Genomic DNA, 13,746 nt, shown 5'->3' with positions numbered 1-13,746 from the left:
TCAATTTGTTATAAAATATATGTATAAGAAAGTGCGAGGAGGATAATTAACGTGATTAGAAAAATAGCCACTATTGTTGGTATAGGTGTTGCCACATCATACGTATATGCAAAAGTTAAAGAAAAACGTAGCTACAAAAGTTTTTTAGAAGAAATCATTATTAGAGCAACAAAAATGAAAAGTTCATTTTTAAATGTGGAAAATGCGCAACAAGCATTAGAGAAGGTTAAAGATGAAACGAAAGCATTATATGAAGGTACGGATTATTATTTCAATCACAATGTCCAAACGACTACAGTTCAAGAGTCTACAGTATATATTGTGAATGACAACAAAGATAGACAACAACCAGTTGTCTTGTATATTCATGGTGGTGCTTGGTTCCAAAATCCATTAAAATATCACTTTGATTTTATAGATTCACTGGCTGGCGAACTAGGTGCTAAAGTAATCATGCCTATATATCCTAAAGTACCACATGCAACCTATAAAGAGACGTTCACATTGTTGGAAACATTATATACACAATTACTGAAACAAGTCGAAAATACTCATCAACTCACAATAATGGGTGACTCTGCAGGAGGCCAAATAGCCTTATCATTTGCACAATATATTAAAACGTTAAACTTAGCACAACCAAGTAACATCGTTTTAATATCTCCAGTGCTTGACGCAACATTTTCAAATCCGGAAGCAAAAATTTATGAAAAAATAGACCCAATGCTTGCAATCGACGGAAGTAAATATTTTATAAAATTATGGGCGAATGGCCTTGATTTGACAGACTGGCGCGTATCTCCTATATTTGGTGATATTGAAGGGCTGGGCCATATAACAATTTCAATAGGGACGAAAGAAACGTTATATCCAGACGCAGTGAAATTATCAAATATGTTGAATGCTCGAAATATTCAACATGATTTTATGCCAGGATATAATTTATTTCATATACATCCTATTTTCCCAATACCAGAAAAAGAACAATTTATCGCTAAGATCAACAAAATTATTAAACAACATTAAATATACATGATAGAGGTAGTGTCACTGACTTCATAATCTGTTGTCACCGAGGGAGCATTGTATGAGTATGAGTAAGAGATTGACAACTCAAGTTATGCTCTAGGTTCTAAGCAAGCATGCACCTTCAAAATCGTATGATTGCCTCAACTAAAGAGGACTCGTCCGTATATGATGGATGAGTCCTCTTTAGTATAAGATTGAGTAGTTGTGTTTTAATGTTTTACATTGATGTACAATACATATTTATCGTTCTTTATCCTTTTTTAAAGAAAGTGCTAATATCAGAATAATAATGAGCACGATACCTAATAGTTGAAATGGTAGGAAAACAACTTTTAACCAAAGTGCGCTCGCAACAATTGCCATTACAGGTTCTATTGTCCCAAAAAGTGTAGTTTCTTTGGCAGATAAATAATTTAAACTTTTAATAAAGAAGAAAAATGCCATTGCGGTACCTAAAATAATGCCAAAGGCTAAATACAAAATCACACTTATATCTATTTGAGATATAGTGAATTGCCAAATAGGTGCTTTGAAATTCATTAAGATACCAGAAATGAGCATTGCCCAACCAACGACGAGTATTGCTGGAAATTTGGATAATAGATTACTGGCATAAATAGTATAGAAGGCTAACGATAAACCAGAGATGATACCCCAAATCATACTCGAGCTTGAAACCATTAAACTGTCAAGGGAACCATTGGTTAATAATAAGAATGTTCCTGTGAGTGTTAATAATATTGCAATAACATCAAATAATTTAAAGGTTTCTTTTTTGAGTATGATAAACCACAAAATAATATAAACAGGTGCAATGTATTGTAATAAGGTAGCAATGGCAGCATTACCATAGTTAATTGATGCCATGTAAGCATATTGAACAAGTAGCATACCTAAAGTTGAAAATATAAGTAACTGTATTGTATTGGTTACATTACGAAATACTATAAATATGGACTGCCTAGGGTTAAGTATTTTAAATATTGTTAACAGTAGAAAGCCACTGATTAAGAGTCGTGCAGTAACGTACCAGTTAATGTCGATATTTTGCTGTTTAAATAAATAATCAGAAACTGTGCCACCTAAACCCCAAAAAGATGCGCCTAATATTGCCAATATAATGCCGAGAAAACGAGATTGTTGTTTCATTTTATCACCTACGATGTATTAATATATTAAAATATAACGCACTTAATATTGATATAATACAAATAAATGGTTTAAAATTATCAATATATTGAGGTGATAGGCTATGTATAAAGGGATAATTATTGAAGATAATGGAGAAGAGCGCATTCAATACCCTGATGAATATTGGTGACATATTGTGTTGAAAACAAGGTTAGATCAAGCGTTTATGGAACAGATACCCATACGCTGGCACAGTGCATTGCAATTTGTATTTGTATTACGTGGTAAATTGACTATTCGCATTAGTGACAAAAACATCGTGTTAAATACAGGTGATGGCATATTTATTAATTCGAATGTTGTGCACGAGATACAGGGGCTTGAACATATAAGTGAGTTTTATTGTTGGAATATTGAAATACCAAATATTTCGAGTTATATGGAGTATAAATATTTAAGTTATATATCACAACAAGCTGAAATTGTACCTTACATATTTATCTCACAAAAATTTGAGTCATCATGCATTACTAGCATGTATTGAAAGCGTTGGTACAATATATCAGAAACAAGAGGCATATTTTCAGCTGGATATCATGACCTATTTTTATAAGATAGTGAAATGGCTCATGCAATATATGAAACAACAACCTACGGAATTAACATACCATTTTGATTATAGAGTAAAGCAAATGATGTCTTATATACATAAACATTTTCAAGATAAAATCACTCTAGGACCTCTGAGTCAAAATATTTATTTAAGCGAAGCTGAAGCGATAAGATTATTTAAAAAATATGTTAAACAAACGCCATTTGAATATCTGTTGAGATACAGACTAGAACAAAGTAAATCTATCCTCGATAAAGATAGGTTATCTACTATTACAGAAATAGCTATGGCTTGTGGATTCTCAACTACGAGTTATTTTATAAAAGTATTTAAAGCACGCTACGGTATGACGCCAAAGCAATACCAAAAATATCATCATACAAATTAACCGCATCAAATATGCAAACAGAAAATATTTACATAAATAATATACGCGCTACAAAATAGACACTGATAAGTGAAAATTTGTAGCGCGTATATTGCTGTTACGACTTTTGCAGAAGTGTCGTTTTTATAAAGTGTATTATAAAAGTTGAGTAATTGGATTACTTGTTAATAAATTATTTCATGTTTTTTAAATAAGTAGGGAAAAATTCTGTATACAAATCTATAAATGTAAGATAAACATCTTTTTCAACATATTCATCAACTTGGTGTGCTTGATGTATTAATCCAGGTCCATACATAATGAATGAAAAGTCTTCATCTTTATCAACTAATAAATCGGATGCATCGGTTACGCCAGGTGATGCTTCAAGAGGTAAATCGGAATTTAAATATTTTTACCCAAATCATGCGCTAATGAAGCTAATTTATTTTCACCTGTCGTATATACAGGAGGTCTAGACATATAAGTGTCAATTTCTATATCTGTTTTATCGGTTTCAACTTGCTTTAAAATTTCATTAAAATAAGTGATGAATTGGTCATTATCATGTTCTGGAATCGTACGTATATTGAATTCAGATTCGGCATGCTCTGGAATTGAATTCACTTGATTACCACCATTGAAAATAGTCGCGTTCATTAGTACATCACCTAATAAATCGTTACGTTTATTGAAACTTTTAAAGCCTTCATCCGCTTTGTAAACAAATTTTACGAGTGGTGAAATGGCATTGAAACCAAGTTGTGGCATTGAACTATGTGATGCTTTACCTCTGGAAATAACACGGATATCCATCGAACCCTTATGTGCATAGATGATGCGGTCTTGTGAAAGTTCAGCGATGACAAGTGCTTCTACATCTGTCATGTAACCTTGTTCTTGGAAAGCTTTAGCCCCTTCGACAACAATCTCTTCACCTGCAGTGGCGAGTAAACGGATTCTACCATATTCTAATAAACCTTGATCATGAATATCAATAAAGCTCAATACTAAAGCGGCTAAACCTGATTTCATATCTGCAGCACCACGACCGTGTAATTTGCCGTCAACTTCAGTTAATTTGAATGGATCATATGTCCATTTTTTAATATCGCCTTCTGACACAACATCCATATGTCCTGAAATACCTAAGACTGGTCCTGATTCACCAATTTCAGCAACTAGATTGGCACGCGTGTCATTGATTTTAACAATCTTAGCATCAATATTATGTTGCGATAGTAAGTCTTTTAAATACATACAAACTTCCATTTCATTGTCATTAACTGATTTAATCGCAACTAAATCTTCTAGAATTTGAACTTTTTCAGCTTCTGTAAATTTACTCATAATTAAAAACCCCTTTTCAATAAATAAACAATTTATGTGAGTTATTTTAATTATATCGAATATATTAAAGATGGCATCGCATAAATTCAGAAAGGGAAGGTATTTGCATTTGAATGTTCAACTTGAATATTGGATATCATGACGTATTAAATCAAAAAGGGCTTTCAATCATTGTTATATATAGAAATAAAAAAATCATACATGGTTTTTAGAAATTGAATTATCTAAAGACCATGTATGATGAGCGTCTTGTATAGAAGACAGTTTATTTGAAGTTGTATCGATACTAGATTGTGAATTTTTTGGAACACTATCTGAAGGAGATGCATTTGATTCTGATGATTTTAAAGTATTGTTAATATAGTCTACATTTTCAATATTTTTTGTGTTATCCGTATCTAGCACAGAACCTCTCATATCATTTCCTTGAAAACTACCAACTAGAATCATAATTAGATAGCTACAACAAATAATTACAACTACTGCAAGATAAATTGAAACTACTAATTTAACTGACTTACTCATAAACTGCCTCCTTATCATTTATTCGTATATGTCTTAATACATACAAGATAACATTTGATTTTTAATATCATGTAAAGTTGAAGTAAATATTATATTTTTGTTTTTTGAAAATTGTTTGAGATGAGTAAAAATATTTTTAAAAAATAATCAAAAAAATATTTGCTTTTAAAAAAATTAAAACATTGTTGTGATAGGATTTGTTGATTGAAAAAAATTCTTTTTTACATGTATTGTAAATGCGAATTTACATTTGATTAACACTTAGTTCAAAGTGTTTATATTAAATCAATAACTCCGTGTTAGGATGGCTTTATTGAATGGTGAAGAATATACATAGTCTCAAACATCGTATGTATAGTGTGGTTGACTCATGTGCTTTGCCTTTAAGCATTTATACATAAAATTTAATAGTCTGAAGTGAAAAGAGGGACAAAATTTGCTACTAATCATTATTTGTGTAGGTTTGATTCTATGGTTAGGAATTGTTGAGAAAAGACAGCATTCTGATAGATTAGAAAAAATTCCTATACGCATCAATATAAATGGTATTAGAGGTAAATCAACAATTACAAGATTGATTTATAGTATTTTACGCGAAGATCAATATCGTGTAATAGGCAAGACAACAGGTACAGACGCTCGTATGATGTATTGGTTTACACCGAGAGAGTATCCAGTTTATAGAAAGCCTCAAGGCGCTAATATTGGTGAACAACGCGACATTATAAAGAAGGTTGTTAAACAAAAGGCGAACGCGCTTGTAAATGAGTGTATGGCAGTGAATCCTGATTATCAGATAACCTTTCAAAAAGAATTGGTTAAAGCTAATATTGGCGTTATCGTTAATGTCATGGAAGATCACATGGATGTCTTAGGACCTACTTTAGACGAGGTAGCTGAAGCATTTACAGCGACAATTCCTTACAAAGGTCATCTTATTGTAATGAAGGATGATTACACCGACTTTTTTGCTAAAGTAGCCAAAAGACGTAAGACTAAATTAATTGTCGTTAATAAAGAAGAAGTGCCTGAATCATTCTTAAGGAAATTTGGGTATATCGTGTTTCCAGATAATGTTGCAATTGCAATGGGTGTGGCTGAAGCACTTGGCATCAACAGAGACGTTGCGTTACAAGGCATGTTAAATGCACCACCAGATGTCGGCGCAGTAGAAGTGAAATACTATAATGCGAATAATTCAACAAATGTTTATGTAAATGCATTTGCTGCCAATGAACCGCAGTCTACAAAAGCAATTTTAAATAAGGTTGAAACGTATAATTACCCTTACAATAAAATTGTTCTTATATTAAATTGTCGTTCAGACAGAATTGATAGAACGAGACAGTTCTGTGAAGACTTTATTACGGATGTTGAATTCGATACATTGATATGTACAGGAAAGAGTACACAGATGGTAACGGACGTAATGAAAGGATTGCCCGAGAAGAAATATTTAAACTTTGAAGGTAAAGACATAAAAGAGGTTGAACGCGCAGTTTATAATGAATCTCAAAATGCCTTGATGTTCTGTGTAGGGAATATTCACGGACCAGGTAAACAAATAGCAGAGTATATAGAAGGGATCAAATAATATGATAGGTTCAGAGTTATATTTTTCATTATTTGTAGGCATCGTATTAAGTTTAATATTTGCCGAAAAATTTGGTATCAGTCCTGCTGGTTTAGTAGTACCAGGATATTTAGCTTTAATATTTGATCAGCCGATCATGTTATTATCCGTACTGATTATTAGTTGTATTACATACTTCATCGTTAACCATGGTATTAGTCGTATCGTTATATTATATGGACGTAGAAAATTTGCGGCGATGATACTAACCGGTATGGTGTTGAAATTTGTTTTTGATTTAATTTATCCGTTAAGTCCATTTCAAATGGTAGAGATGTCAGGCATTGGTGTTGTAATACCGGGCATCATAGCTAATACGATTCAAAAACAAGGTGTCATAATTACTTTGTCAACTTGTATGTTACTCACATGTATTACATATGTCATCTTATTCTTTTACAGCTTTATCAACTAGTAAGGAGCTTGGATTATGAAGAATTCTAAAAAATTTTCAATGGAAGAACGCATACTAAAGTGGACGAAGCGGCATAAAAAAAGGAATTCAATATACACCGGTATTATCTTCGTTGTAGCATTGATACTTTTAGTATTTGCCATGACTTCACAAAAAATAGAACCAGTAAAAGCAATAGGAAAAGCACCAAATGAGATAAGTATGACATATCTAGGAAACATTGAATTAAATAATCATATCAGAAAGAACAATCTTAATGATGCTTTTGCATCCATTAAAGAGATCTTAAAGGGAAGTGATTATTCTACTGCGAGTTTAGAAATGACGAAGTTCTCAGATGACAGGAAAACGAATATATCCAAAAACTTGGAAAATGTATTGTTCTTAAAGGGACTCAATTTAAAAAGTTTGAATGTGATCAATCAAGTTACCGATAATATTACGGCGCGTGATTTTATGAAATCAGTAGAAGCTCAAACTGGATATAATTATCTTACTGGAAATGGTTCAAATCCGATAAATAGTAAGACGGTACAACAAACTATAAAGGGTAAAAAAATTGCCAATGTTTCATTTACAGATGTTGAGTCAAATTACACGGATACATTGAAAAATACAACATCAGTTAGTTTAGAACCCAGTATTTATATGCCATTAATTAAAAAATTAAAAGAGAATAACGATTATGTCGTCGTGAATGTTGATTGGGGGATTACCGATGAACGTTCAGTGACGACTAGACAACGAGAGTATGCACATTCATTATCTAAAGCTGGTGCTGATGTGATTATTGGCCATAATTCGGTTGTTCAAGAAATTGAAAAATATAAAAATACAGATATTTTTTACAGCTTAGGCAATACGACATCCGAAGATTTCTTATCAAAAAATAAACAAGGTCTAGCAGTTCAGCAAACTTGGAATGGTAAACAATCTAAATTTATGATTACACCAATTAAATCGCAAGGTGGTAAAGTGACGAAGTCATCACCAAATGTAGTAGAAGAGAGAAAGTTATTGAACAATATAGAAGGTAAAAACTTGGATCTTAAAAAAGAGAATGGAGGCTACGTTTATGAACATTAAACAACATTGGGTAAGTATTACAATCATTTCAATCGTATTGGTTATTTTTCTTTTAATTGTATTTGCTAGAGCGAATGAAGGCTTAGATCAATATGAAAAAAATGAACTGGAGACTTCTCATCACCAATATTTGTCTAAAGGAGCTTAAGTATGAGTATTTACAATAAGAAATCGCTCATCGTAATATTACTCCTAACAATCATTATTTCGTTTATCTTTTTTATGATTACAAAAAAAGATAATTACGATAAAGATGATTTATATGAGAATAAAATAGCTGATCATAACCAAGATAAGTCAGATAAAAATTACGGTGTCGCTTCAAATAACCCAATTGCTACGCGCGTTGGTGAAAAAATATTAAAAGATGGTGGTAACGCCGTAGATGCATCCATGGGTGTTTCTTATGCTTTAGCTATAACAGAACCGCATTCATCCGGTTTAGGTGGTGGAGGTGCAATGTTATCTTATGATGGTCAAGAGAACGTTGCACCAAAACAATGGCAATATAAAGATATTTCGTCATTTAACTTTAAACAAAAGGATGAAATCGGTACACCTGGTTTTGTTCGAGGCATACATGATGCACATAAAGAAGCAGGGAAAATGGATGAAAAGAAAATCCTGAATTACGTTATTCCTTTAGCTGAAGATGGTTTTGAAGTAGATTCAGAACTCGAGCGAAGTCTAAAATTATACGGTTCAGACATCGATAGAAATTCACCGTTTTTTGATGGAAAACAAACGAAAAGAGAAGGCGATGTTGTTAAACAACCAGCTCTAGCTTCTACTATCAAAGGGATTAGAGACAAAGGACCAGATTATTTCTATGATAAAATTGGTGAAAGTGTTTCTAAACAAGTAGATGATGAAATTAATGAGAAAGATTTTGAAAGTTATAAAACAGAGAAGAAAGAACCTGTAGGTACAGATTATTTGAATAATAAAGTTTACTCTGCGTCTAACCCACTTGGTGGTACATTAATGCTTCAAGGATTGGAAATAGATGAAGCTACTGATAACCAAGCAGCACCAGATAATCGTCTAGATTACATAACAGGTATCTTAAAATCTAGAGCATTGATGTATAGAAATAGAGATATTATCAATGGACAAGATGAAGATTATGATGAATATTTATCACAAGATTATTTACTCGGTAGACTAAACGAGGTTAACTTTAATAGTAACTTTAATACGAATAATGTTGATAATACGAGCACAACGCATTTTGTTGTCATAGATAAAGATGGAAAATTAACAAGTACTACCAATACACTCGCGAGTTTCTTTGGATCTGGTAAATTCATGAAAGAGGGATTCTATATGAATAACTCTTTAAGTAACTTCTCATCGAATCCAGCCAGTCCTAACTATGGTGGTAAACACAAAGAACCGAGATCATTTACTGCACCAAGTATTGTTGTAGGCCCTGATTATTATATGGGTATAGGAACACCGGGTGGTAATAAAATACCAACAACACTGAATGAAGTACTGGTAGATTATTTAAGAGGCGATGGCACGTTACAAGAGTCTATAGATAAACCACGCTTTTACAACGATGGTGGAAAAATATTCTATGAAAATGCAACTAGTAAACAAGATGTAGATATATTCAAAAGTTTAGGATTCGAAATTGAAGAAAAACGCAATGATCCAAACTTTGGTAGTGTCCAAGCTGCACTTTACAATAAAAATGATAAAACAGTAGAAATAGGACAAGATGTTGGTAATAGATAATCCATATATCTTCATACAAAGGGGTATGAAACGTAATATATAATTCAAAACAAGGAAGCGGGACAGAAATCAAATTTTCTAATTGCGATTTCGTAGTCCCATCCTTATTCAACGCAATCATCTACTTCACAAATGAACAAGAGTCTGAGACATCTATTTATGTCCCAGACTCTTGTTTTTTTAATTATACTGTAGTTTTAAAATCTAACTTTTGTTGTTTATTTAAATTCAAGAAGGTTGTCATAGTTTACTCATTTATTACCAACCCTGACCTGCAGTGTCGTAGTTATCTAGTTTACCCGATTCAAAATCTGATATCGCTGCTTCCAAAACGTTAAGCGCAGTGTCCAGTTGCTCATAGGTAATGACAAGTGGTGGTTGAAAGCGTAGTACATTGCCTGCTACTGCAATAATGACAACACCATTATCAAAGCAACGGTTACAAATTTTTAGTGCTGCTTCTGATGCGCGTGTTTTATTAATTTTATCAGAAACGATATCAATACCAATGGATAATCCTTTTCCTCTAACGTTACCCACAGTATTGAATTGTTCTGTCCAAGCATCAATACGTTTGCGCACATAATTACCTTTATCTGTACTTGCTTGTAATAAATTCTGGTCTTCAATCATGGCGATGGTTGCTAATGCTGCTTCACAACTCACTGGATTAGCCCCCGTGGTAAAGAGATGTGCAGGTGCTTCTAAATAATCCATGATTTCTGAACGCCCTACGATTGCAGACATTGGTAAACCGCCTGCTAATGATTTACCGAATGTAATCAAATCAGGTTCAATATTGTAATGTGAGACAGAACTCCAGCTACCTGTGCGTCCTAATCCTTGTTGAATATCGTCAACAGCAAGTAAGATACCGTGTTCTTTACATAAGTCTTGTAAGGCTTCGAAATAGCCATCTACTGGTTCGAGCAAACCACCATCTCCTTGTATTGTTTCAATCATGATGCAGGCCACTTCTTCTGCAGGTACATATTTTTCAAACATTTCTTTAAGTGGTGCTAGATATTCGGAAACGGTATTGGGCTGGTTGCTGCCAAACATGCCACGATAATTGTCTGGAAAAGGAATATGATAAAAACCAGGCAACATTGGACCATAATGTTTACGCATATTTAAGCTAATAGCAGACATTGAAAGTGAACCATAGGTTGAACCATGGTATGCATTTACAAAGCTGATGATATAAGGTCTGCCGGTGTAAGCACGTGCTAATTTGATAATACCATCATTGGCATCTGATCCAGATAGTCCAAATAAGACACGTTTTTCATATTGGCCGGGTGAAATTTCACATAATTTTTTTGCTAATTTAACTAAGGGTTCATGATACATGTAAGCAGGGGTATAGTGAATGAACTGGTCTACTTGTGCCTTAATTGCTTCAGTAACTTGTTCAGGTGCATGTCCAACATTCTGTGAACTTGCACTTGATAATAAATCAATATATGTATTGCCCTCAACATCAACAAGTGTCGCACCATATCCATGAGAAATTGCTAAAGGATAATATTTGATGCGTCCTGGTTTTGCGAAGTATTGACTGTCCTCATTTATAAGTTGCTCTGATTTGTTCATAATTTGTGCCTCCCAATGATTGAAAATAAGATAGTGCGCATGATTGATGCAGATTTGGATTGAAAATAGTGATTGGCACTCTATTAATTGCTAGTGTATTTCTAAATAGAAATGATTACTATACGCCACAGTGCATGCATTATGACATCTCCCAAATAATCGTTGATACGTATGAATATACTAAGAAAATTTAGAATTGTAAATATATTCTGAAAAATTAAAATTGAATAACGCTCATTATGTGTAATTTGACACAAATATTCTGTGGATGAAATTAATCCTGAAAATATTGTATCTAATAAATAGCATTGATTTGAGAAATGGTTGGACACTGTGAAAAATGTAATAAGTAGAAAAAGTGAGGGATAATTGGTAATATTGTTCTTATAAAATAATATTTTTATCTATAACAAAATTCAGGAAATATATATAGCGTTAATTAAACATGAAAATAAATAGTAACGAAGTTGAACAACAGTATGAGTTAGAACTTTAATGGAGGAATGTATATGATTTATGCAGGTATATTAGCGGGTGGCATTGGTTCAAGAATGGGCAATGTACCACTACCAAAACAATTTTTAGATTTAGATGGAAAACCTATCTTAGTACATACGGTTGAGAAGTTTTTATTAACAAGTGAATTCGATAAGATATTTATCGCGACACCTCAAAAATGGATTTCTCACACAAAGGATACATTACGTAAGCATCACATTACAGATGACAGAATTGAAGTTGTTCAAGGTGGTTCTGATCGTAATGAAACAATTATGAATATTATTAGTGCAGCAGAAAAAGAAAATGGTATTTCTGATGATGATGTTATTATAACGCATGATGCGGTACGACCATTTTTAACACGCAGAATAATTAAAGAAAATATTAAAAGTGTTCTGAAATATGGCGCAGTAGACACTGTTATTACAGCAACTGATACGATTATCACATCGGCAGATGGTGATTCAATTCAATCGATACCGGTGAGAAGTGAGATGTATCAAGGACAAACGCCGCAATCTTTCAATGTAAATCTATTGAGAAATAGCTACAATGATTTATCTGATGAAGATAAACAAATCATGACAGATGCATGTAAGATTTTAGTTGTAGCAGGTAAACAAGTGAAATTGGTAATGGGAGAATTATATAACATTAAAATAACGACACCTTATGATCTTAAAGTGGCAAACTCAATCATAAAAGGTGGGATGTTGAGTGATTAATCAAGTTTATCAACTCGTTGCGCCAAGACAATTTGAAGTAACCTATAATAATGAAGATATTAAAAGTAACAAAGTGATTGTCAGACCGTTGTATTTGTCTATCTGTGCTGCTGATCAAAGATATTATACAGGTAGTAGAAATGAAAAAGTTTTGAAAAAGAAATTACCTATGTCATTAATTCATGAAGGTGTTGGCGAAGTCGTCTATGACAGTAAAGGTGAATATGAAATTGGTACAAGGGTCATTATGGTTCCTAATACACCAGTTGAAAAAGATGATGTTATAGCAGAAAACTATTTACCTAGTAGTAAATTTAGATCTAGTGGCTTCGATGGATTTATGCAAGATTACGTTTTTATGGATCACGATCGCGTCGTTGAAATAGACGACAGTATTGAAGATTTAAGTACGATTGCTTATTCAGAGTTAGTGAGTGTAAGTTGGCACGCATTACAAAGATTTGAACGTAAATCAATTTCCAATAAAAATAGTTTTGGTGTATGGGGAGATGGGAATTTAGGTTATATTACAGCTATTTTGTTAAGTAAATTGTATCCTCAAGCTAAAATTTATGTGTTTGGTAAAACAGATTATAAATTAAGTCATTTTTCGTTTGTGGAGCACATCTATCATATTGACGAAGTACCTGCAGATGTCACGTTTGATCATGCTTTTGAGTGCGTGGGTGGCAAAGGTAGCCAATCCGCAGTTAACCAGATTATTGACTTAGTATCACCTGAAGGAACGATTAGTTTACTTGGTGTCAGTGAATATCCAATTGAAGTCAATACACGTTTAGTACTTGAAAAAGGTTTGACGATGTTTGGTAGTAGTAGAAGTGGCGCACAAGACTTTAGAGAAATTGCTGAATTTTATAAAAATAATCCAGATGTTGTAGAAAAATTAGCGCTCCTTAAAGGTAATGAGTTTGATGTCAAAACAATCAACGATGCGGTCAATGCATTTGAAACAGATTTATCCACTTCATGGGGTAAAACGGTTATCAAATGGACAATGTAAATTTGTAAGGC

At 33.0% G+C, this 13,746-nt stretch carries 13 protein-coding genes and 1 pseudogene; 10 read left to right on the top strand and 4 right to left on the bottom strand.

Annotated features, from left to right (window positions below; genetic code table 11):
• Positions 1 to 51: 51 nt before the first annotated feature.
• Positions 52 to 1,026, top strand: a complete 975-nt coding sequence (locus ACP7BT_RS08675) for an alpha/beta hydrolase fold domain-containing protein (RefSeq protein ID WP_002482301.1) — start codon at positions 52 to 54, stop codon at positions 1,024 to 1,026.
• A 243-nt stretch (positions 1,027 to 1,269) separates the two neighbouring features.
• Here ACP7BT_RS08675 and ACP7BT_RS08670 read toward each other — a convergent pair whose 3' ends face one another.
• Entirely contained in the window at positions 1,270 to 2,178 is a 909-nt protein-coding gene (locus ACP7BT_RS08670) for a DMT family transporter (RefSeq protein ID WP_041079348.1), read from the bottom strand.
• Positions 2,179 to 2,356: 178 nt separating this feature from the next.
• On the opposite strand from ACP7BT_RS08670, the gene ACP7BT_RS08665 reads away from it, so the two are divergent.
• Together ACP7BT_RS08665 and ACP7BT_RS08660 are read left to right on the top strand one after the other, a co-directional pair.
• Positions 2,357 to 2,704 carry a cupin domain-containing protein gene (locus tag ACP7BT_RS08665; RefSeq protein ID WP_041079346.1) on the top strand — a complete coding sequence of 116 codons (348 nt, stop codon included), beginning with the start codon at positions 2,357 to 2,359 and terminating at the stop codon, positions 2,702 to 2,704.
• Positions 2,673 to 3,161, top strand: coding sequence for a helix-turn-helix transcriptional regulator (locus tag ACP7BT_RS08660; RefSeq protein WP_228481094.1), 489 nt, complete (start codon positions 2,673 to 2,675; stop codon positions 3,159 to 3,161). The genes ACP7BT_RS08665 and ACP7BT_RS08660 overlap by 32 nt, the downstream gene beginning before the upstream one ends.
• A 172-nt stretch (positions 3,162 to 3,333) precedes the next feature.
• Here ACP7BT_RS08660 and ACP7BT_RS08655 read toward each other — a convergent pair.
• Together ACP7BT_RS08655 and ACP7BT_RS08650 are read right to left on the bottom strand one after the other, a co-directional pair.
• A pseudogene (locus ACP7BT_RS08655) lies at positions 3,334 to 4,490 on the bottom strand (ArgE/DapE family deacylase).
• Between the two features lie 195 nt (positions 4,491 to 4,685).
• Positions 4,686 to 5,015 (bottom strand): hypothetical protein, encoded by a 330-nt coding sequence (locus tag ACP7BT_RS08650; protein ID WP_041079344.1) that lies wholly within the window; start codon positions 5,013 to 5,015, stop codon positions 4,686 to 4,688.
• A 436-nt stretch (positions 5,016 to 5,451) separates the two neighbouring features.
• Between ACP7BT_RS08650 and pgsB the strand changes: the two genes are divergently transcribed.
• Genes pgsB through ACP7BT_RS08625 form a run of 5 tightly spaced genes read left to right on the top strand, consistent with a single transcriptional unit; the run spans position 5,452 to position 9,892 of the window.
• Entirely contained in the window at positions 5,452 to 6,609 is a 1,158-nt protein-coding gene (gene pgsB / locus ACP7BT_RS08645) for a poly-gamma-glutamate synthase PgsB (protein WP_041079342.1), read from the top strand.
• Position 6,610: 1 nt separating this feature from the next.
• On the top strand, positions 6,611 to 7,063 hold the full coding sequence (gene pgsC, locus ACP7BT_RS08640; protein ID WP_002482307.1) for a poly-gamma-glutamate biosynthesis protein PgsC: 453 nt from the start codon (positions 6,611 to 6,613) through the stop codon (positions 7,061 to 7,063).
• Between the two features lie 15 nt (positions 7,064 to 7,078).
• Positions 7,079 to 8,149, top strand: a complete 1,071-nt coding sequence (locus tag ACP7BT_RS08635) for a CapA family protein (RefSeq protein WP_002482308.1) — start codon at positions 7,079 to 7,081, stop codon at positions 8,147 to 8,149.
• Positions 8,139 to 8,297: a hypothetical protein gene (locus ACP7BT_RS08630; protein WP_100217371.1), complete on the top strand. Its 159-nt coding sequence runs from the start codon at positions 8,139 to 8,141 to the stop codon at positions 8,295 to 8,297. Before ACP7BT_RS08635 ends, ACP7BT_RS08630 begins: the two co-directional genes overlap by 11 nt.
• A 2-nt stretch (positions 8,298 to 8,299) precedes the next feature.
• Entirely contained in the window at positions 8,300 to 9,892 is a 1,593-nt protein-coding gene (locus ACP7BT_RS08625) for a gamma-glutamyltransferase (protein WP_037537647.1), read from the top strand.
• A 258-nt stretch (positions 9,893 to 10,150) separates the two neighbouring features.
• Here the strand turns inward: ACP7BT_RS08625 and ACP7BT_RS08620 are convergent, their stop codons facing one another.
• Entirely contained in the window at positions 10,151 to 11,488 is a 1,338-nt protein-coding gene (locus ACP7BT_RS08620) for an aspartate aminotransferase family protein (RefSeq protein ID WP_041079340.1), read from the bottom strand.
• 509 nt (positions 11,489 to 11,997) lie between these two features.
• Between ACP7BT_RS08620 and ACP7BT_RS08615 the strand changes: the two genes are divergently transcribed.
• Positions 11,998 to 12,714 (top strand): D-ribitol-5-phosphate cytidylyltransferase, encoded by a 717-nt coding sequence (locus ACP7BT_RS08615; protein WP_041079338.1) that lies wholly within the window; start codon positions 11,998 to 12,000, stop codon positions 12,712 to 12,714.
• Positions 12,707 to 13,735, top strand: coding sequence for an alcohol dehydrogenase catalytic domain-containing protein (locus ACP7BT_RS08610; RefSeq protein WP_002482313.1), 1,029 nt, complete (start codon positions 12,707 to 12,709; stop codon positions 13,733 to 13,735). Before ACP7BT_RS08615 ends, ACP7BT_RS08610 begins: the two co-directional genes overlap by 8 nt.
• Positions 13,736 to 13,746: the final 11 nt, after the last annotated feature.

The sequence above is a fragment of the Staphylococcus sp. Y174-1 genome (genome assembly GCF_049897865.1).
In the GTDB taxonomy this organism is placed as follows: domain Bacteria; phylum Bacillota; class Bacilli; order Staphylococcales; family Staphylococcaceae; genus Staphylococcus; species Staphylococcus saprophyticus.
This window is presented reverse-complemented; position numbering and strand designations above follow the sequence as displayed.